At 66.3% G+C, this 18,880-nt stretch carries 18 protein-coding genes; 6 read left to right on the top strand and 12 right to left on the bottom strand.

Annotated features, from left to right (window positions below; all coding sequences use genetic code 11):
• Positions 1 to 5: 5 nt before the first annotated feature.
• Positions 6 to 1,637: an alkaline phosphatase D family protein gene (locus ACT17R_RS03905; protein WP_444809019.1), complete on the top strand. Its 1,632-nt coding sequence runs from the start codon at positions 6 to 8 to the stop codon at positions 1,635 to 1,637.
• 85 nt (positions 1,638 to 1,722) lie between these two features.
• On the top strand, positions 1,723 to 3,078 hold the full coding sequence (locus ACT17R_RS03900) for a DNA recombination protein RmuC (protein WP_062900636.1): 1,356 nt from the start codon (positions 1,723 to 1,725) through the stop codon (positions 3,076 to 3,078).
• Between the two features lie 37 nt (positions 3,079 to 3,115).
• On the opposite strand, the gene ACT17R_RS03895 is transcribed toward ACT17R_RS03900, so the two are convergent.
• The 8 genes from ACT17R_RS03895 to ACT17R_RS03860 form a co-directional block, all read right to left on the bottom strand.
• Positions 3,116 to 3,826, bottom strand: a complete 711-nt coding sequence (locus ACT17R_RS03895) for an META domain-containing protein (protein ID WP_186402621.1) — start codon at positions 3,824 to 3,826, stop codon at positions 3,116 to 3,118.
• Positions 3,827 to 3,898: 72 nt separating this feature from the next.
• Entirely contained in the window at positions 3,899 to 4,729 is an 831-nt protein-coding gene (locus ACT17R_RS03890) for a TrmH family RNA methyltransferase (protein ID WP_062900634.1), read from the bottom strand.
• A gap of 4 nt (positions 4,730 to 4,733) precedes the next feature.
• Positions 4,734 to 5,012, bottom strand: a complete 279-nt coding sequence (locus tag ACT17R_RS03885) for an HPr family phosphocarrier protein (protein WP_003040349.1) — start codon at positions 5,010 to 5,012, stop codon at positions 4,734 to 4,736.
• Positions 5,009 to 5,413, bottom strand: coding sequence for a PTS sugar transporter subunit IIA (locus ACT17R_RS03880; RefSeq protein ID WP_062902970.1), 405 nt, complete (start codon positions 5,411 to 5,413; stop codon positions 5,009 to 5,011). Before ACT17R_RS03880 ends, ACT17R_RS03885 begins: the two co-directional genes overlap by 4 nt.
• A 38-nt stretch (positions 5,414 to 5,451) precedes the next feature.
• Positions 5,452 to 6,390 carry an RNase adapter RapZ gene (gene rapZ, locus ACT17R_RS03875; protein ID WP_186402622.1) on the bottom strand — a complete coding sequence of 313 codons (939 nt, stop codon included), beginning with the start codon at positions 6,388 to 6,390 and terminating at the stop codon, positions 5,452 to 5,454.
• Positions 6,387 to 6,833 (bottom strand): HPr kinase/phosphorylase, encoded by a 447-nt coding sequence (locus ACT17R_RS03870; protein WP_444809018.1) that lies wholly within the window; start codon positions 6,831 to 6,833, stop codon positions 6,387 to 6,389. Before ACT17R_RS03870 ends, rapZ begins: the two co-directional genes overlap by 4 nt.
• A gap of 59 nt (positions 6,834 to 6,892) precedes the next feature.
• On the bottom strand, positions 6,893 to 8,485 hold the full coding sequence (locus ACT17R_RS03865; RefSeq protein WP_409372276.1) for a sensor histidine kinase: 1,593 nt from the start codon (positions 8,483 to 8,485) through the stop codon (positions 6,893 to 6,895).
• The gene (locus ACT17R_RS03860) at positions 8,475 to 9,185 is read right to left on the bottom strand and encodes a response regulator transcription factor (protein WP_062900631.1); all 711 of its coding nucleotides are present in this window, start codon (positions 9,183 to 9,185) and stop codon (positions 8,475 to 8,477) included. Before ACT17R_RS03860 ends, ACT17R_RS03865 begins: the two co-directional genes overlap by 11 nt.
• A 246-nt stretch (positions 9,186 to 9,431) precedes the next feature.
• Between ACT17R_RS03860 and ACT17R_RS03855 the strand changes: the two genes are divergently transcribed.
• The 3 genes from ACT17R_RS03855 to ACT17R_RS03845 are packed head-to-tail and all read left to right on the top strand — an operon-like array spanning position 9,432 to position 11,928.
• Entirely contained in the window at positions 9,432 to 11,033 is a 1,602-nt protein-coding gene (locus tag ACT17R_RS03855) for a phosphoenolpyruvate carboxykinase (RefSeq protein ID WP_062900630.1), read from the top strand.
• Between the two features lie 48 nt (positions 11,034 to 11,081).
• Positions 11,082 to 11,534 (top strand): hypothetical protein, encoded by a 453-nt coding sequence (locus ACT17R_RS03850; RefSeq protein ID WP_444809017.1) that lies wholly within the window; start codon positions 11,082 to 11,084, stop codon positions 11,532 to 11,534.
• Positions 11,535 to 11,571: 37 nt separating this feature from the next.
• Positions 11,572 to 11,928 (top strand): hypothetical protein, encoded by a 357-nt coding sequence (locus ACT17R_RS03845; protein ID WP_444809016.1) that lies wholly within the window; start codon positions 11,572 to 11,574, stop codon positions 11,926 to 11,928.
• Between the two features lie 70 nt (positions 11,929 to 11,998).
• Here the strand turns inward: ACT17R_RS03845 and ACT17R_RS03840 are convergent, their stop codons facing one another.
• The 3 genes from ACT17R_RS03840 to ACT17R_RS03830 all read right to left on the bottom strand — a co-directional run bounded on the left by ACT17R_RS03840 (position 11,999) and on the right by ACT17R_RS03830 (position 15,592).
• Positions 11,999 to 13,855: a DUF885 domain-containing protein gene (locus ACT17R_RS03840; RefSeq protein WP_444809015.1), complete on the bottom strand. Its 1,857-nt coding sequence runs from the start codon at positions 13,853 to 13,855 to the stop codon at positions 11,999 to 12,001.
• 129 nt (positions 13,856 to 13,984) lie between these two features.
• Positions 13,985 to 14,383, bottom strand: coding sequence for a DUF3597 domain-containing protein (locus ACT17R_RS03835; protein ID WP_444809014.1), 399 nt, complete (start codon positions 14,381 to 14,383; stop codon positions 13,985 to 13,987).
• A 285-nt stretch (positions 14,384 to 14,668) separates the two neighbouring features.
• Positions 14,669 to 15,592, bottom strand: coding sequence for a crotonase/enoyl-CoA hydratase family protein (locus ACT17R_RS03830; protein WP_444809013.1), 924 nt, complete (start codon positions 15,590 to 15,592; stop codon positions 14,669 to 14,671).
• Positions 15,593 to 15,931: 339 nt separating this feature from the next.
• Here ACT17R_RS03830 and purC point away from each other — a divergent pair, with 339 nt between their 5' ends.
• The gene (gene purC / locus ACT17R_RS03825; protein ID WP_003040316.1) at positions 15,932 to 16,711 is read left to right on the top strand and encodes a phosphoribosylaminoimidazolesuccinocarboxamide synthase; all 780 of its coding nucleotides are present in this window, start codon (positions 15,932 to 15,934) and stop codon (positions 16,709 to 16,711) included.
• Positions 16,712 to 16,868: 157 nt separating this feature from the next.
• Here purC and ACT17R_RS03820 read toward each other — a convergent pair whose 3' ends face one another.
• Positions 16,869 to 18,863: a lipoxygenase family protein gene (locus ACT17R_RS03820; protein WP_217372637.1), complete on the bottom strand. Its 1,995-nt coding sequence runs from the start codon at positions 18,861 to 18,863 to the stop codon at positions 16,869 to 16,871.
• Positions 18,864 to 18,880: the final 17 nt, after the last annotated feature.

Raw genomic sequence — 18,880 nt, 5'->3', positions numbered from 1 at the left:
AATCGATGCACCAGCTTTGGGCCGAAATGGATCGCCGCCTGCTGATGAAGCTCGGCACGGCAGGGCTTGCCGCCATGGCCTTGCCTGGCGCGGCGCAGGCGATGGCGGCACAGGGCTTCACCCACGGGGTCGCGAGTGGCGAGCCCGGTCCGCGGTCGGTGCTGCTATGGACGCGCTATGCCGCTGCGGCCGACACCGCGCTGACGGCCGAGGTGTCGGACACGGCCGACTTCGTGCGCATCGTCGGTGGCGGCAGCGTCACCGCCGCCGGCGACGCGGATCACACCGCCAAGCTGCGCGTCGACGGTCTCGAGCCCGGCCGCTGGTATTTCTATCGCTTTGTCGCGCCCGACGGCACGATGTCGGTGACGGGGCGTACGCGCACCTTGCCGGAAGGGGCAGCGGGCGCCTTCACCCTGGCGCTGTTCTCCTGCGCGAATCTGCCCTTCGGCTGGTTCAACGCCTATAGCCATGCGGCCGCCCGTTCGGACATCGATCTGGTCGTTCACGTCGGCGATTATCTCTACGAATATAAGGTCGGCACCTATCCGTCGGCGAAAGAGGCGGTGCCCGGCCGCCTGATCCAACCTTCGAACGAGCTGATCGCGCTCGCCGATTACCGGCTGCGCTATGCCGCTTATCGCAGCGACGCCGATTTGCAGCGCCTTCACCAGCTGTTCCCGATCGTCGCGCAGTGGGACGATCATGAATTTGCCAATGACACCTGGAAGGGCGGGGCCGAAAACCACCAACCCGACGAGGGCGACTGGAGCGCGCGCGAAGCCGCCGCCATGCGCGCCTATGACGAATGGATGCCGGTCGGCGGCGCGCGCTGGCGCAGCTATCAGGTCGGCGATCTGGCGACGATCTTCCTGCCCGAAACGCGCATCACCGCGCGCGACAAGCAGTTCGAGATCGGCGACATCCTTGCCGACAAGGGCGACGCGGCCGCCGCGCTCAAGCAATTTGCCGAAACCGGTTATCGCGACCCAGCGCGGCAGTTGCTGGGCAGTGAGCAGGAAAAATGGCTGTTCGACGGCTTCGCGGCATCGGCGAAATCTGGCACGCGTTGGCAGGTCTGCGCGCAGCAGATTGTCATGGGCAGCCTGTTCACGCCGCCCGAATCGAAAAACTGGTTCGGCGCCAACCTGCCCGACTATGTGCAGCGCCGGGTCGAGATCGGTCAGCTCGCCGCCAAGGCCGGGCTGCCGCTCAATATGGACAGTTGGGACGGCTATCCCGCCGCGCGCGACCGCCTGCTCGCCGCGGCGCAGCGCGCCGGCGCCAATCTCGTCACCCTGTCGGGCGACAGCCACAATGCCTGGGCCTTCGACCTGACGCATGGCGGCCGACCGGCGGGGATCGAGGTCGGCGGACACAGCGTTACCTCGCCGGGGTTCGAAAGCTACACGCCGGCCATCCCCGACGACATACGGGTCGCCGCCCTGCGCGCCGCGTCGCCGCAGCTGCGCTGGGCGAACACGCGCGATCGCGGCTATGCGACGGTGGCGCTGACGCCCGAGCGTGTCACTGCCGACTGGCATTTCGTCAGCTCGGTGCGCAGCCACGACCTCGCGCTCGCCTCGTCGCACCGGATGACCGCGACGCGCGGCCGCAATGCCTATGACAAGGGCTGACGCGCCGGGCGAGGGAGCCTCCGGCAGATCGGGTCGCTAAATTAGCGGCTAGCCAAGCGCGCTGCGTTCGTCCTATGTTCCGCCGATGACCTTGCCCCTGCTCCTAGCCGTCGTTGCCGCCCTTGTTGTCGGTGCCGTGATCGGCTGGCTGTTCGCTGGACGGCAGGCGGGCGGGCTCAAGGCCGAACGCGACGGGCTCGCCGAACGGTTCAGGGTCGCCGTCACCGATCTCGCCGCCGAAGCGGAGGCACGCAAGGCCGCCGATATCCAGCTCGCGTCGCTGCTCGCCGAACAAAAGGCGCGCGACGCGGCCCACGACGCGCAGATCGCGCAGCTCAAGGAGGCACAGGCGGCGCTCACCGCGCAATTCCGCGAGGTCGGACAGGCGATGCTGGGCGAGGCGCAGAAAAACTTCCTCGAACGTGCCGATCAGCGGTTCCGCCAGAGTGAGGAAAGCGCGGGGCAGAATCTGAAGGCGCTGCTCCAGCCGGTTCACGAACGGCTGGCCAAATATGAAGAGGCGGTCGGCAAGGTCGAGGCCGAACGTCGCGACGCCTTCGGGCTGCTGCACGGCCAGATCGCCGCCATGCGCGAAGGGACCGAGCGCGTGTCGAGCGAGGCGGCGAAGCTGGTCAACGCGCTGCGCAACGCGCCCAAGGCGCGCGGCCGCTGGGGCGAGCAACAGCTGCGCAATGTGCTCGAAAGCTGCGGCCTGTCCGAACATGCCGATTTCCAGACCGAAGTAAGCGTCGCCGATGGCGAAGGCGGGCGGCTGCGTCCCGACGTCGTGGTCAAGGTGCCGGGCGGGCAAAGCCTGGTCATCGACGCCAAAGTGTCGCTCAACGCCTATCAGGACGCGTTTGGCGCGGTCGACGAAGCCGAAAAGACCGCGCATCTCGCCGCACATGCCGCGGCGATGAAGGCGCACGTCAACACGCTGAGCGCCAAAGCCTATTGGAACCAGTTCGACGACACGCCCGACTATGTGGTGATGTTCGTTCCCGGCGAACATTTCCTCGCCGCCGCGCTCGATCATGACGCCGAGCTTTGGGATTATGCCTTCGACCGCAAGGTGCTGCTCGCCACGCCGACCAACCTGATCGCGATTGCGCGCACCGTCGCGGCGGTCTGGCGGCAGGAAAAGCTGGCGGGGCAGGCGCGCGAGATCGCCGCGCTGGGCAAGGAGCTTTATGCGCGCATGGCGACGATGGGCGGGCATATCGCCCGCGTCGGCAAGAATCTGGATCAGGCGACCGGCGCCTACAACGCCTTTGTGGGCAGCTTCGAAAGCCAGGTGCTGACGCAGGCGAAGCGTTTCGAGGCGCTCGACGTCGAGACGGGCGGCAAGGAAATTCCCGTGCTGCCCGTTGCCGAACAGGCGGCGCGGCCGCTGGCGAAGCTTGCGGCGGCACCGGCTGCGGTAAACGACGCGAGCGAATGACCTGTCGCCCCCGCGCGGGCGGAAGCGATATGGCGCGTCAGATCACGCGCTTCAGCACGGCCGTCTGGCCGCTTTCGCCGGTCAGCACCATCGTGCCGTCGGACGGGAAGCTCAGCCGCACCGGCGTTTTCATCAGGTCGAAGAAGGCGCGTTCCTGCGCCATGCCGGCGCCGGGGCAGGCCATCAGCGTCGCCGCAAGCTGTCCTGCGGACAGCATGCCGTCCTTGACGGCATAGCTGCCCCCGAAGCGGTTGCAGCCCGCGCTGCCGCTCATCCGTTCTCCCTCAAAGACCAGCTCGGTGGGGCGATCGGCGGCGACCGGCGTGCCGCCAATCGACACGAAGGTCCAGCGGGTGCCGGTAAGGTCGGCGGGCGGCAAGATCGCGCCGCCGCAGCCATTCACCGTCTTGCCGTCGGCGGTGACGGTCACCGTGTCGCGATACCGGCGGTCGCTCATCCCTTCGCTGCACGCGCTGTGCGTCACATCGACGGTCAGCCGGCCGGTCACATAGCGCTCGCCGTTGAAACTCGGCCGCGCGCCGGGGTTGGCGACCGCGATGCGCGTCGCGCCATAATCGCCATTATAGGCAAGGCGCGCGGGCGTGATTTCCAGCGTCCAGCCCGGCTCGGTCCCCAGCGCCATATAGGCCTCGGCCGGCGGAGCGGGCGTCGCGGGTCCGGTGCCGGTGGCAGCGCAGCCGGCAAGCGTCGCTGCGGCGGCGAGGGCGGGGACAAGCAGCATCTTCATGACAAATCCTTTCGCGGCGGCGGTTACCTCGGGTCCAATGGCCGGCCGCTGAACAGGTTGCATGGCCGGCGTTCAGCTTCGCTGCTGGTTCAGCACTTCATAGGCCATGACCGCGGCCGCAACGGCCGCGTTCAGGCTGTCGGCCTTGCCCATCATCGGCATTTTTACGCGCACGTCGGCGGCTTCGGCATAGGCTTGCGGCAGGCCCTGCGATTCATTGCCGATCAGGATGAAGGTGGGGGCGGCATAACGCACCGCCTGATAATCCTTGGTGTCGTCGCCGAGCCAGGTTGCGACCAGTTCGCCGCGCCCGCTGCGCAGCCAGGGCAGAAACTCGTCCCATTCGGCCTGCACCAGCCGCTGGGTGAAGATCGCCCCCATGCTCGCGCGCACGGCTTCGACACCATAGGGATCGGTCGATTCGCCGAGCAGGATCAACCCGCCGGCGCCGACCGCGTCGCCGGTGCGCAGCATGGTGCCCAGATTGCCGGGATCGCGCAGCCGTTCGGCAACCAGCCAGATCGGCGCCGCGTCGCGGTCGAGGTCGGATAGCGCGGTCCGCGGCTCGGCATAGATGCCGACGATCGTCTGCGGATTGTCCTTGCCCGACAATTTGGAGAGGATTGCCGGCGTCGTGTCGATCACCTCTCCGCCGCTCGCCAGCGTCGCGTCGATCAGCGTCCGCGCGAGCGGATGCGCGGCGCCCTCGTCGGCCAGAAACAGCCAGCGCGGCAATATGCCCGCCTCGCGCGCTTCGGTCGCGATGCGCAGCCCTTCGGCCAGGAACAGCCCTTCGGCGCGGCGATGCCGCTTTTCGCGCAACAGCCGCATCCGCTTTACGAGCGGGTTCGACAGGCTTTCGATTCGGGAACGGCGGGCGTTTTGCTGGCCGGTCGGGGCCATCGGATCAATCCTCGCCGAAGCTGTCCTTGACCAGCCCGACGAGCTTGAGCATCGCGGCTTCGGCGCCGTCGCCGCTGGTGTGGATGGTGATGCTGTCGCCCTTCGCCGCGCCGAGCATCATCAATCCCATGATCGACGATCCCGAAACGCGCGACCCGCCCTTTTCGACCTCGACCGACACGGTTTCGGGCAGGCGGCTGACGAAGGTAACGAACTTGGCGCTGGCGCGGGCGTGCAGGCCGCGCTGGTTGGTGATTTCTACGGTTTCGCTGATCTGGTTCATGGCCCCACCCCCAACATTTCCGATGCGACGGAAATATATTTCTGGCCCGCTTCCTTGGCCGCGATCACCGCGGCACGCAGGTCCATCGTCTTGCGCGCGCTTTCCAGCCGGATGAGCATCGGCAGGTTGACGCCGGCAATGACTTCGGTTCGTCCGCTTTCCAGCAGGCTGATGGCAAGGTTCGACGGCGTGCCGCCGAACAGGTCGGTCAGCATGACGACCCCGCGCCCTTCGTCGACGCGCTGGATCGCCTCGGCAATTTCGCCGCGGCGCACTTCCATATTGTCATTGGGGCCGATGCACACAGTCGCCACCGCGCGCTGCGGTCCCACCACATGTTCCATCGCCGTCACCATTTCCTCGGCGAGGCGGCCGTGCGTGACGAGAACCATTCCGAGCAGCGGCAGGGCTTTATCGGTGGGCATGAAAAGCGAGACCCTTATGTTTGTCCGCCGGGTGCGGGAGATGCGGGCGGGGGCTTGCCCTCAAGCCCATCTTGCGGGGCCGAGTCAAGGTTGCGGTGGGTCACCGTGGGCTCATGGCCCGCGGCGCGTAGCGTTCGGGCAACCCGATCGGCGACATGGACCGAACGGTGGCGTCCGCCGGTGCAGCCGAAGGCGATGGTGACATAGCTTTTCCCTTCGGCGCGGTAGCGCGGCAGCAGGGTGAGGAGCAGGGTTTCGATCTGCGTCACCGTCGCTTCATAAGCGGGATCGGTGCGAATATAGGCGGCGACGTCGGGGTCGAGCCCGGTGTGCGGGCGCAGCGCCGCGTCCCAGTGCGGATTGCGCAGATAGCGCATGTCGAACACCAGATCGGCGTGGCGCGGCAACCCGCGCGCGAAGCCGAAGCTCAATATGTTGAGCACCGGTGCATCGTCGCCGCTGCCGCCGAAGCGCTGGCGCACCTCCTGCTGCAGATCGTTGCTCGTATAGTTGGTCGTGTCGATGACATGCTCGGCCCAGCGGCGGAGCGGCTCCATCATCTCGCGTTCGCGCGCGATGCCGTCCGCGGCGGGGCGGTCCTCCGCCATCGGGTGGCGGCGGCGCGTCTCCGAAAAGCGCCGTTCGAGTTCGGCGCCTGCGCAATCGAGAAACAGCGTCTGCATGTCGCGCCCGCCCGCTTCGCGCAGTTCCTTCATGCGTTTGACGAGCAGCGCCGGCTTGAAACCACGGCTGCGACTGTCGATGCCCACCGCGATCGGCCGGTTCGCCGCGCTGCGCTGCACCGGCGCGTCGATCAGTGCGTCGAGCAGCGCGAGCGGCAGATTGTCGACAACCTCCCACCCCAGATCTTCCAGCACCTTGAGCACGGTCGACTTGCCGGCGCCCGAAAGGCCGGTGACGAGCAGCAGACGCGGCGCGGCGGGATCGCTCATGCAGCCGGCGCCAGTCGTTCGAGCGCGAGCAATATCTTGATCGGGGCCGATACTTCGAAGGCCGAAAGCAGCAGCGCGGGCAGGGGATGGCCGACGACCATTTCGACCTGATTCACCGCGGGCATGCGATCATAATGGTCTGTAAGCCGGACCGCGAGAGCCAGCGGCACCGGAGCGGTCCACGGTCGCTCGATGATGCCGATGCCGCGCACTTCCAGCTTTCCAGCCAGATTTTCGGGCGGGCGGCACCACAGGCGTCCGCGCTCGTACCAGATGTCGCAGCGGTCGTCGGCGACAAGCCGCGCGCCCCGGTCGAGCAGGCGGAGTGCAAGGTCCGACTTGCCTTGGCCCGAATTGCCGAGAATCAGGACGCCGCCATTGCCTGCTGCCACGCAGCTCGCATGGATATTGTGGATCTCGGCCCTGGTCCTGCTCAGGAACATGGGTGCAGGCTTACCGGCGACGAAGCGGGGCTGCAAGGCGATAGGCGCCCGCGGCAAATTCAGCCCGTGGGATCGGAGCCTTCGCGCGCGGGCAGGGTGATCAGCAGGCTGGCGCCGGGCCGGCCGTCGTCGCGGTCGCGCGCCGAGATGGTGCCGCCATGCCCCTCGATGATCGTTCGCGCGATGGCGAGGCCCAGCCCGCTATGCTTGCCGAACGCTTCCCCCGACGGCCGTTCGCTGTGGAAACGGCGGAAAATTGCTTCACGCTGCGACGGTTCGATCCCCGGCCCGTCGTCATCGACCCGCACATGGACCTCGTCGCCCAGGCGGGTGGCGGCGATACAGACGAGGCCGCCAGCGGGCGAGAAGCTGATCGCATTGTCGATGACATTGTCGATCGCCCGCTCGATCCGATGGCCGTCGCCCATCACCGCAGTCGTCCCCTTGCGCGGCCGCGCAAAGGCGATGCGAGGTCGATCTTCGCTTTGGCTGTTGCGGGCGCAGCGCGCGGCGAGCATCGATTCGATCATCAGCCCGACATCGACGGGTTCAAAAGACGCGCGCGACAATTGCGCGTCGATCCGGCTTGCGTCGCTGATGTCGGTGACGAGGCGGTCGAGCCGGCGGACATCCTCGTCCGCGATGGCGAGCAACTGAGTGCGCTGCGCGTCGGACGTGACGCGCCCCAGCCCTTCGATCGCTGATCGCACCGATGCGATGGGATTTTTGAGCTCGTGCGTCACATCGGCGGCGAAATGTTCCCCCGCGTCGATGCGCTCGCGCAGCGCCTGCGTCATGTCGCTCAGCGCGCGCGCCAGCGTGCCGATCTCGTCGCGGCGGCTCGGAAGGCGGGGGACGACCACCTCGCGCGCGCGGCCCAGCCGGACGCGAACGGCCGCGCGTGCCAGCCGGCGCAGCGGGCGGACGATCGTGCGCGCCAGAAACAGCGACAGTAGGACCGATGCGATCACGACCATCGCGATGACGATCGCGAGGCGGAAGCGCTCGGCTCGCACCGTGCGTGTGATGTCGCGCGCGTTGAGCGTCATCAGCATCACCTCGGGCGTCTCCAGATCGACGACGCGGGTGGCACTGAGCAGCGGGGTGCGTTCGGGGGCATAGCGGAATCGCGCCTGCGCTTCGCCGCTGCGCAATGTCGCTTCGGCCTCGGGCCAGGCAGCGAGCGTGTCGTGCGCCGGTTCGGTATATTCGGGGTAGCTCGGCGCGCCGACGATCCAGTCGATGCCGCGGTCCATCGCGCGCGCCGCATCGCGCTGCCACGCCTGCAAATCGGGATCGCGCAGCGTATAGGTCGGCGGCCCATGATCGAAACTGTCGGACAGCTTGCGGCCATCGGCAGCATAGAAGCGCAGCCGCGATTCGGTTGTGCGCGTAAATTCGCCGATCAGCCGCGCACGCTGGTCGGGGCGCGCCGCCTCGAGCGCGCTGTCGAGCAGGCCGAGCTGGTCCTGCATTTCGGAAATGCGCGTATCGACGAGACGGGTGCGATAGGTATCGAGATAGAAGAATCCGCCCGCCAGCAGCGCGATCGCTAGGATGTTGACGGCCAGGATGCGCGTCGTGAGCGACCAGCGCGCCGACCAGACGAGCGGCGCTTCTTCCTGTTCGGCAATCGACGCGTCAGCCATCATCGGAGAAGCGATACCCCGCGCCATAGAGCGTCTCGATCGCGTCGAAGTCCGAATCGACCTCGCGGAACTTGCGGCGCAGGCGCTTGATGTGGCTGTCGATGGTGCGATCGTCGATATAGACATCATCCTGATAGGCCGCGTCGAGAAGCTGGTTGCGGCTGCGCACGATGCCCGGGCGGCTGGCGAGCGTCTCCAGAATCAGGAATTCGGTGACGGTCAGCGTCACATCCTTGCCGCCCCAGCTCACCTTGTGCCGGGCCGGGTCCATCGCGAGCCGGCCCCGCACGATCGGTTCGGCCGCAGGCTCGTCGTCCGCCGCCGCCGCATTGCGGTTGAGGTCGACGCGGCGCAGGATCGCGCGGATGCGGGCGATCAGCAGCCGCTGCGAAAAGGGTTTGGAGATATAGTCGTCGGCACCCATCGCGAGCCCCAGCGCCTCGTCGATCTCGTCGTCCTTGCTGGTCAGGAAGATCACCGGAAGCTGGCTTTTCTCGCGCAGGCGGCGCAGGAGCTCGAGCCCGTCCATGCGCGGCATCTTGACGTCGAAGACGGCCAGATCGGGCGGATTGTCGATGAGCGGCTTCAGCGCGGCTTCGCCGTCCGAATAGACGCGCGTGACGAAGCCTTCGGCCTGAAGCGCGATCGACAAGGATTGCAGGATGTTGCGGTCGTCGTCGACCAGCGCGATGGTTGCCGTCATGCTCTTTCCATTGGGCGGACCCGGCGCCGGACTAGCCGATCTGCCGGCCAGCGACAACTGCGCACGTCCCGCCCACGATTCACCTTTTAATCTTTTGACCTCGGCCTCGGCTATCGCTAACGCGGCCGGGATTTCGGAATCGGCGTGACGTCGGCACCCCATGTTCATGCGGGCCCATCGCTTTCGCATGGCATGTCCTGCATACCTATGCAAAGGTGCGCGCGGCGCAGAGGAAAGGCGAAGCAAATGACCAAGGTTGTGATCGGCACCGACACCGTCGAAACCAAAGCGAATGTGGCCGAAAACTGGGGCACCGCGCAGCTCGTCGAGGATGCCGTACGCAATGGCGAGGGCCTGCTCGCCAAGGACGGCCCGCTCGTCGTCGCAACCGGCAAGCACACCGGGCGCAGCGCCAAGGACAAGTTCATCGTCCAGGACGCCGAAACGGCAGACACCATTTGGTGGGGCAAGACCAATGTGCCGATGACGCCCGATCATTTCGCTGCCCTCAAGGCCGATTTCTTTGCCCATCTCGCGTCGCGCGACCGCGTCTATCGCCAGCAGCTGTTCGGCGGCTCGCAGCCCGAATATCGCGTCGGGGTGCAGGTCATCACCGAATTCGCCTGGCACAGCCAGTTCATCCGCACGCTGCTCTGCCGTCCGACGGCCGAGGAGTTGGCGTCCTTCGCGACCGAATACACTATCATCGACCTGCCGAGCTTCCGCGCCGATCCGGCGAAGCATGGTTCGCGCACTGAAACGGTGATCGCGGTCAATTTCTCCGAAAAGCTGATCCTGATCGGCGGCACGCAATATGCCGGCGAGATGAAAAAGTCGGTGTTCGGCATCCTCAACTATCTCCTCCCGGTGCAGGGTGTGATGCCGATGCATTGCTCGGCGAACATCGGCGCCGACGGCGATACGGCGGTTTTCTTCGGCCTGTCGGGCACCGGCAAGACGACGCTGTCGGCCGACGCCTCGCGCACGCTGATCGGCGACGATGAACATGGCTGGTCGGACACCGCGGTCTTCAACTTCGAAGGCGGCTGCTACGCCAAGATGATCCGCCTGTCGGCGGAGGCCGAACCCGAAATCTACGCGACGACGAAGCGTTTCGGCACGGTGCTCGAAAATGTGGTGATCGACCCCGCGACGCGCGAACTCGACCTCGACGACAACAGCCTCGCCGAAAACAGCCGCGGCTCCTATCCGATCGACTTCATCCCGAATGCGTCGGAAAAGAATATGGGCCCGGTGCCCAAGAATATCATCATGCTCACCGCAGATGCCTATGGCGTGCTGCCGCCGATCGCGAAGCTTACCCCCGATCAGGCGATGTATCACTTCCTGTCGGGCTATACCGCGCGCGTTGCGGGCACCGAAATCGGCGTGACCGAGCCCGAGGCGACCTTCTCGACCTGCTTCGGCGCGCCCTTCATGCCGCGTCATCCGTCGGTCTACGGCAATCTCCTCAAGGAGCGCATCGCCAAGGGCGGCGTCGAATGCTGGCTCGTCAACACCGGCTGGACCGGCGGCATGGCGACGATGGACGGGATCAGCCGCATGCCGATCAAGGCGACCCGCGCACTGCTCAACGCGGCGCTCGACGGCAGCCTGAACAATGCGGAATTCCGCAAGGATCCGAATTTCGGCTTCATGGTTCCGGTTGCGGTGCCCGGCGTCGATTCGGGCCTGCTCGATCCGCGCGAAGCCTGGGCCGACAAGGCGGCTTATGACCGCACGGCGCAAACGCTGGTGCAGCAATTCATCGACAATTTCGCGCAATTTGCGGACCATGTCGACGAGGGCGTCCGTAACGCCGCACCGCAGGCCGCCGTCGCGGCCTGATTGACCCGGAAACTTCCGGGTGCTCATTCACCCGGAAGGACTGGACCCATGGCCACCGACTTTACCCCGCGCCTGTTCGAGCGTGATGCCGATATTCGCGCGATCGGTGCGGGCCTGCTCGCCTGCACCCTGCCGCGCGAGGCGTGGACGCACGAGGCGCATCTGGCGGCGTGCCTCTGGCTGCTGAGCGAGCGCCCCGACATCGACGTCGATGCCGAAATTGCGCCGATCATCCGCCGCTTCAACGAAAGCGTGGGCGGCGTGAACGACGATACGCAGGGCTATCACAACAGCATCACGTGCGCCTATGTCGCGGGGGTGCGGCTGTTCCTCGCTGAAACGGCGGAGACGGGCCTGACCCGCCGCGTCAATGCGTTGCTGCGATCGCCCGTGGGCGCGCGCGACTGGCCGCTGCGCTTCTACAGCCGCCGCCTGCTCTTTTCGGTGCCGGCGCGGCGCGGGTTCGTCCCGCCGGACCTCGCGCCGCTGCCTGCGCCGTGATAGCGTCGGTTCCGACTCGAAGCGAAGGAGCGCAGCCATGAGCATCTTGGACAATATTCTCGGACAGATTTCCGGAAACGACACGGTGGCCAACCTTGCCGCCAAGGTCGGTCTGTCGCCCGAGCATGTCGAATCGGCGATTGCCGCGCTCGCCAAGCATCACCCGATGCAGGGTGACACCGCCGAAGGCGCTGCCGCGACCACCGGCCTGCCGCTCGAAAAGTTGCAGGAGATCATCGGCCAGATTGGCGGAGAAGGCTCGCTCGGTCGCTTTGCGCAGATGGTCCAGCAGGACGGCGGCGCCGGCATTCTCGGTGCGCTCGACCGCGATGGCGACGGCAACCCGCTCAACGACCTGGGCGGCATCGCAGGCTCGCTGTTCGGGAAGAAATAGGCGAACCCGTCAGGTCCGCCTACCGTCGGCGATAGCGTCAGCGAAGGATCGCCTTGCCTTTTTCCGGGCACTATCCCTTCGTTTCCGCGATATATTCGTCGACATTTTTCGCGAGAACGTCGAGCGGCACATTACCGCCGAGCACGACGGTATCGTCGAAATCGCGCAGGTCATACTTCGCACCGAGCGCGGTCTGTGCGCGGCCGCGCTGGCGGACGATTTCGCTGTGGCCGACTTTGTAGCCGCAGGCCTGCCCGACCCAGCTGCAATAGCGATCGACTTCGCTCGCGACCTCCAGCGGGTTCGATCCATTGCGTTCGACGAAGAAGCGCACGCCCTCCTCGCGCGTCCAGCGCTTCGCGTGGATCCCCGTATCGACGACGAGGCGGCAGGCGCGAAAGGCGATCGACTGAAGATAGCCGAGCCGTCCGACCTCGAAATCGTCGTAAAGCCCCAGCTCGTCGGCAAGCTGCTCGGCATAGAGCGCCCAGCCCTCGGAATAGGCGTTGAAGGCGAGCATCGAGCGGATCAGCGGCATCTTGTTGGCATATTCGCCCTGCCAGGCATGGCCCGGGATCGCCTCGTGCATCGCGAGGTCGGGGAGCGAATATTTGCTGTGCAGATCGGTCGTGCGCAGGTTGATCCAGAAGCGGCCGGGGATCGATCCGTCGATCGATCCGGCACCGCCATAGGCCGCGGGCGCGCCAGGTTCTTCGGCGAGCGGCAGGCGCTTCACCTCGACATTGCCCTTCATCATCGTGCGGAAGGCGCGCGGCAACTGGGCGCGAATCTTGTTCAGCCAGCTCTGGATATAGGCGACGATCTCGGCCCGGCCCTGGTCATTGTCGGGGAATTTGAAGCGCGGGTCTTTCGCCAGCGCGTTCATCCGGTCGCCGACGGACCCTTGCGTATAGCCGAGCTTCTGAAGGATCGGGTCCATCCGCCCGTGCAACTCTTCGAGCTGCTCCAGACCCATTTTGTGAACCTCGTCGGGGGTCATCCGCGTCGTGGTCGATGCGCGCAGCGCCCATGCATAGAATTCGTCGCCGTGCGGACGCGCCCACATGCCCGCGTCCATCGTCGCCTTTGGCCGTTGCGCCTTGAGTTCGGCAAGCTGGCGTTCTAGCGCCGGTACCACCGTCTCGCGCGTGATCGTCTCGGCGCGCGGACCCCAGTTCCCCGCAATATTCTGTTCGCGCGTCCGGGACGCGAGGCTCTCGACCAGTCCGCCGCCGTCGCGGGCGTCGGCCAGGCTCGCCTCCATCTGCTTGACCGCCTTGTCGATCAGGAAGGCCGGGGCGATGAGGCCTTGGGCGGCGGCAGCCTTGAGCCGTTCGGTTTCGCCGTCGAGTGCAGCGGGATAGGCGGCGAGGCGGGCAAGATAGGCCTCGGCGTCGGCGCTCGTCTTGACCGGATGGTCGCTGTCGAGAAATTTCGGCACGTCGAGATAGGCGCCGACATTCTGGATGACGACATAGGGCGTGTTGCGCCAACCGCCCACCGCGACATCGCCATAGGGCTGCGCGAAGCCGGCGAGCGCGACGTCATAGGCGCTGTCGACAACCGCGAGACTGGTCCGCGTCGCATGGTCGAGCCCCGCCGTGTCGAAGGCGCGAACGCGCGCCAGATCGGCCTTCAGCGTCGCCGCCAGTGCCTGCTGCCCCGCCGCCGATCGATCGCTTAGCTGCGCCCGCATCGCGGCGCGCGCGCCGGTATCGATGCCGAGCGAGGTCGCACCCTCGGGCGAACGGGCGAGGAGATTGTCGGCGATCGAGGTCAGCAGCGCGTCGGCGCCCGCCGCGCCGTCGCCGCTGACCGCGGACGCGAAGGCGCGGGCCGGAGCAGCCAAGGCCAGCCCCGCGACTCCGGCACCCAGAGTGGCGATCGTCTGACGGCGGCTAACGGGCGTGGCAAAGGCTTCGGGCATTCGGCGGCTCCCCTGGATATTCTTGTTTCTGAAGAAGTCATTTGGAGCCGCTGCTGCCCCGGGTCAATCGAAAGGGGCCGGAAACGCACCCTGTGCGCCCGGCCCCGGTCGAAAATTATCGGCGCTTTGTCAGTCGGTCAGGTCGGCGGGAACCTTGCCGCCGTTCGCCGCAAGTTCGCGCATGACCGCCTTGTGCAGCCAGATATTCATTTCGGCGCTGCCGTTGAGTTCGCCGGTATAGCCCAGTTCCTGCGCCAGCTCCTTGCGATTGGCGAGGCTCGAATCGATGTCGAGCAGCTTCATCAGGTCGACGATCGAAGTGCGCCAGTTGAGCGGCTGTGCCACCTTGGCGGCTTCGGCGGCGAGGATCGCCTCGACATCGACTTCGCTGATCGGGGCAGTGGGCGCCGCAGCCGCGGCCGGGCCAGCGGGTACCTCGGCGGGGGCTATCGGTGCTGCCGGAGCGGGGGTAGCGGCTTCGGCTTTCTTTCCGAAGATCGCGTCTTTTATCTTGCTGAAAATGCTCATGTTCATGCTCCCACTTTGGCCCGGCGCTTCGCTCGAAGCGCGCCAGACTCATTTATGCGGCGGGTGGATGACAGGAGAATGAACCGCTCCCCCTCGGTGCCCGCGCTGCTATACCAACCCCCATCGGCCGAGTTCGATCCCGCGCCGCTGCGGGAGAATTTGCATAAACCCGACCGATGTTTTGCAGCCGGTCGTCGGCATCGAATCGATGGTACGCGAGCTGGGGCTGGCGCCGGAACGCCGGGGTCAGAGCCCGAACGGCCCTGACCCGACGTGCCTGTCGCCTCAGCTATAGGGCGGTGAGTCCTCGAACTCCCCGAACGCCGGATAGTCGCTGGCGACGCTGGCGGTGAAGTTGGGCGCGCGCTTTTCGAGGAAGCTGGTCACGCCTTCCGCTGCATCGGGGCTGCGGCCGCGGGCGAAGATCACGCGGCTGTCCCAGCGGTGGGCGCTCATCGGGTGCGGGGCGCCGAGCATCCGCCACATCATGTGCCGCGTCAGCGCGACCGATACCGGAGCGCTGTCGCCGGTCAGCTCGCGCGCCTTGGCGATCGCAGCGTCGACCAGCTCGCCCTGTGTATGGACCGACTGGACCAGCCCCTTTTCATGCGCTTCGGCGGCGGGGACCAGCCGGCCCGAATAGCACCAGTCGAGCGCGGTCTGGATGCCGACCAGTCGCGGCAGGAACCAGCTCGATGCCGCTTCGGGAACGATCCCGCGGCGCGCGAAGACGAAGCCGTAGCGGGCGTTGTCGCTCGCCAGCCGGGCATCCATCGACAGCGTCATCGTCGCGCCGATGCCGACCGCGGCGCCATTGATGGCACCCAGGACGGGCTTTTTCGCTTCGAAGATGCGCATCGACACGCGGCCGCCGCCATCGCGGATCAGCGGGTGCGACCAGTTGATCGTGCCGTCTTCGCCGATCGGGCTGGCCGGGGTGCCGTCGGGCAGCAGCGCCTGCTTGTCGGCGCGCTTGTCATAATCGAAGGTCGCGGCGCCCGCGCCCAGATCGGCGCCCGCGCAATAGGCCTTTTCGCCATGACCGGTGAAGATCACCGCGCGGACGCCGTCGTCGGCATCGCATTCGTCGAGCGCGGTAATGATTTCCTGCATCATCTCGCCGGTGAAGGCATTCATGCGGTCGGGGCGATAGAGGGTCAGCAGCGCGATACCCTCATGCTTGTCGAGACGAATCTGTTCGAAACTCATCTTCTCTCTCCTTGGCTTTGGCCGCAGCGTTGCAAGCGACGGCGTCGAGTGCAAGCACTTTACGTAAACGTAAAGAAAGATCCTCTCTGTCGCGCAGCGATGGGGAGGGGCCATCCGAAGGATGGTGGCGGGGCAGCGGCGTTGCGCAAAGGCCCCTCCGTCAGCGGCTGCGCCGCTGCCGCCTCCCCATCGCTGCGCGACAGGGAGGATCGCTTTCAACCCGGGGATGACGCGCCCTCGCTTTGTCGCTATAGGCGCCCCGACCGCCCCGGCGTCGCGCTCACATTTGAGTCGCTTTGCCGGGGCCATTCATTTGGTTCCGACAGAAAGTTGACCGCCATGGCCCGTCGCCGCCAGATCTACGAAGGCAAAGCGAAGATCCTCTACGAAGGCCCCGAACCGGGCACGCTGATCCAGTATTTCAAGGATGATGCGACTGCATTCAACGCGCAAAAGCGCGGCACGATCAACGGCAAGGGCGTGCTCAACAACCGGATTTCGGAGCATGTCTTCACGCTGCTGGGCAATATCGGCGTGCCGACGCACTTCATCCGCCGCCTCAACATGCGCGAACAGCTGATCCGTCAGGTCGAGATCGTGCCGATCGAGGTGATCGTGCGCAATGTCGCGGCGGGCACGCTGTCGAAGCGCCTCGGGCTGGAGGAAGGCACACCGCTGCCGCGCACGCTGATCGAATATTGCTACAAGGACGATGCGCTTGGCGATCCGCTGGTCGCCGAAGAACATATCGCCTGCTTCAACTGGTGCAGCCAGGACGAACTGCACGACATTCAGGACATGGCGATCCGCATCAATGATTTCATGAGCGGCATGTTCGCGGCGGTCGGCATCCGCCTCGTCGACTTCAAGCTCGAATTCGGACGGCTCTACGACGGCGATTACAGCCGCATCATCCTGGCCGACGAAATCAGCCCCGACGGCTGCCGCCTGTGGGACATGAACACCAATGAAAAGCTCGACAAGGATCGCTTCCGCCGCGACCTCGGCGGCGAAGTCGAAGCCTATCAGGAAGTTGCGCGGCGACTTGGCCTGATGCCCGAAGGCGGCGACAATGCGGTGCTCGACCTCGAAACGCACCGCAAGAAGAAGGGCAGCTAAGGCCGCCCCGACCCCGCACGCGCCTGAGCGTTTACAGCGGCGTCATAGCGAGAAGCCGAAGGCGACGCGGCAATCCACAGCGCGCGTAAACCGCCCTGCATTGCTTCACCCGGCCTTGCCGGGCTCGCCATGACGAAGTTTTGTCGTTGACGCTGCCTCAGATATTGATGCTCGTCGGAATCAGGCTGGGTTGCAGATAGGGATAGGGCTGCCGCCGCTGCGCGTTCCGCGCGGCGATCGCGGTTTCGACATTGGCCAGCGCCCCCTTGAACCACGCGAGCGGCCCCTCGGGCGCGGTGACGCGCGGGTCCTGGAACCAGGGCGGGTAGGGGAAGCTGTTGCTGCGATAGTCGCCGAGCGGGCGGTAATGCACCGAACCCAGGAGTTCGAGCACGTTGAGCTGTTCGAGCGCCAGCGCCATCGGTGGCATCATCGCGAGCCAGCCCGGCTTGTCCTGTCCGCGCTCGCGGTCGGGTGCCGCCTGCCACGCCGCGCCGGTGACGGCGGGCGCAAAGGCCATGATGTCCTTTTGCGGGAAATTCACCGCGGCATGCTGCGCGCTCGCGGTGAACATCACCATCGTGCAGACATCGGCAAGCTGGTCGCGCGTTGCGATCGGGCCGAAGCCGCTGATCCGCGCTTCGCCGGCCAGACTGTCGGCCCAGGCGGCGAGTTCGGTGTCGCCGACAACCGCGTTATCGTCGGTATAATAGAGCCAGACATATTGGCGCGCCCATTCGCGGATCGCATTCCACACCAGCAGCGCGTCGTCGCGATAAGGATAGTCGGCGAGCGTCGATCCGGTCCCGACGCCGCGTGCGGCCAGATCGGCCGGCAGCATCTTGCCGTAAAAGTCGAAGGCCAGCCGGTCGTCGGCCGCCGCGGCCTGGCTCGATGCGATGGTGCCTGCGAAAATATGGTCGATCGGCCCGTTCGCGGCGATCAGCGAGGTCGCGGCCTGATCGTTGATGAACAGCGTCCCTTCGAAATGCGGAACGAGCAGCGCCCATAGCGGATGCGCCTGGGCCAGATGGCGGTGCGTGGCGACCGCGAAAGCCTCGATCACCAGATGAGTGCGCGCCAGATGCGTGAAGAGTTCGTGATAATTGCCGTCGGCGACCTGAACGACCAGCTTCGCCATCTCCCAGCCCCATTGCGCATCGGCGGCGGCCGAGGGCGTGAAGATCGGATGCAGCGCGGGATCCTGCCCGCACTGGATCGCGACCGGAACGAGTGCCGATCCGCCCGGCGGCACCGCGAACAGCGCAATCGGCTGCCAGACATATTTGGCAAGGCTGCCGTAGGTGCCCGGCGTCAGCACTGCGAGTTCGGCATAGTCGAGCAGGAACAGCCGGCGCTCGGCAAGCGCGGCGTCCAGCGTGTCGCCATTGACCACCGCGGCATAGCGCGCGGGGCTGAGCGGGAAATTGGTCGGGAGCGCGTCGCCCGCCGCGGCGATCAGCATATTGTTCGGTCCCTGAACGCGCAGCCGCGCGAAACAGGCATCGTCCTGAAAATCATAGGCGACACCGGGAACGGGCAGCGTCCGGAACAGGGCGCGATAAGCGTCGAGGCTGCGCGGCGCGCTGCTGCCGAGGCCCGCCACTTCGGCCGCGCTGACCTTGATCAGCGCTTCGATCCGCTGGCGATGCGCCTCCAGCTTCGCAAGCTGCGTGTCGGCCTCGACCGCGGCCACGACATGTTCGACCTCGTCGACGAAATGGCCGAGGAGCGACGTGCCATCCTTCATCGCATGGCCCGCCGCGATGCGCGCGGTCGACAGCTCGATCGCGTCGCATTCGGCCAGCGCGGCTTCATAGGTGCTGCGCGGCGTATCGAGTTCGCCCTTGTCGACGCCGTCCAGCTTCACCGCGAGTGCATTGCGCACGATCGCCAGCCCGACGCCGATCAGGATCGCGAACCAGGCGATCGTCGGCATATCCTGTTTGGGCACATCGGTCGCGAGCGGAACGCCGGGAAGCGACGGCTCGTCGGTCGTCCACATATAGACCTGCCGCGTCGCAGCGAGCTGCGCGGCGCGCGCGGCCTGCTCCGCCGGCGTGTCCTGCTGCGGCAGACTGGGTGCGGCGGGCGGAAGGATTGCGCCGTCGATCTGGCTGGGGGCGGTGAAATCGGGCGAAGGGAAGGACATGCGAAAGCTCCTGCGAC

The sequence above is a fragment of the Sphingopyxis sp. Q841 genome (assembly GCF_052384365.1).
GTDB classification, from domain to species: Bacteria; Pseudomonadota; Alphaproteobacteria; order Sphingomonadales; family Sphingomonadaceae; genus Sphingopyxis; species Sphingopyxis terrae_A.
This window is presented reverse-complemented; position numbering and strand designations above follow the sequence as displayed.

Coding starts and splice junctions, on each gene's coding strand:
- ACT17R_RS03900 (WP_062900636.1), top strand. CDS start 1,723: ATGACCTTGCCCCTGCTCCTAGCCGTCGTTGCCGCCCTTGTTGTCGGT.
- ACT17R_RS03855 (WP_062900630.1), top strand. CDS start 9,432: ATGACCAAGGTTGTGATCGGCACCGACACCGTCGAAACCAAAGCGAAT.
- ACT17R_RS03835 (WP_444809014.1), bottom strand. CDS start 14,383: ATGAGCATTTTCAGCAAGATAAAAGACGCGATCTTCGGAAAGAAAGCC.
- ACT17R_RS03870 (WP_444809018.1), bottom strand. CDS start 6,833: ATGTTCCTGAGCAGGACCAGGGCCGAGATCCACAATATCCATGCGAGC.
- purC (WP_003040316.1), top strand. CDS start 15,932: ATGGCCCGTCGCCGCCAGATCTACGAAGGCAAAGCGAAGATCCTCTAC.
- ACT17R_RS03820 (WP_217372637.1), bottom strand. CDS start 18,863: ATGTCCTTCCCTTCGCCCGATTTCACCGCCCCCAGCCAGATCGACGGC.
- ACT17R_RS03840 (WP_444809015.1), bottom strand. CDS start 13,855: ATGCCCGAAGCCTTTGCCACGCCCGTTAGCCGCCGTCAGACGATCGCC.
- ACT17R_RS03830 (WP_444809013.1), bottom strand. CDS start 15,592: ATGAGTTTCGAACAGATTCGTCTCGACAAGCATGAGGGTATCGCGCTG.
- ACT17R_RS03860 (WP_062900631.1), bottom strand. CDS start 9,185: ATGACGGCAACCATCGCGCTGGTCGACGACGACCGCAACATCCTGCAA.
- rapZ (WP_186402622.1), bottom strand. CDS start 6,390: ATGAGCGATCCCGCCGCGCCGCGTCTGCTGCTCGTCACCGGCCTTTCG.
- ACT17R_RS03895 (WP_186402621.1), bottom strand. CDS start 3,826: ATGAAGATGCTGCTTGTCCCCGCCCTCGCCGCCGCAGCGACGCTTGCC.
- ACT17R_RS03905 (WP_444809019.1), top strand. CDS start 6: ATGCACCAGCTTTGGGCCGAAATGGATCGCCGCCTGCTGATGAAGCTC.
- ACT17R_RS03885 (WP_003040349.1), bottom strand. CDS start 5,012: ATGAACCAGATCAGCGAAACCGTAGAAATCACCAACCAGCGCGGCCTG.
- ACT17R_RS03845 (WP_444809016.1), top strand. CDS start 11,572: ATGAGCATCTTGGACAATATTCTCGGACAGATTTCCGGAAACGACACG.
- ACT17R_RS03850 (WP_444809017.1), top strand. CDS start 11,082: ATGGCCACCGACTTTACCCCGCGCCTGTTCGAGCGTGATGCCGATATT.
- ACT17R_RS03890 (WP_062900634.1), bottom strand. CDS start 4,729: ATGGCCCCGACCGGCCAGCAAAACGCCCGCCGTTCCCGAATCGAAAGC.
- ACT17R_RS03865 (WP_409372276.1), bottom strand. CDS start 8,485: ATGATGGCTGACGCGTCGATTGCCGAACAGGAAGAAGCGCCGCTCGTC.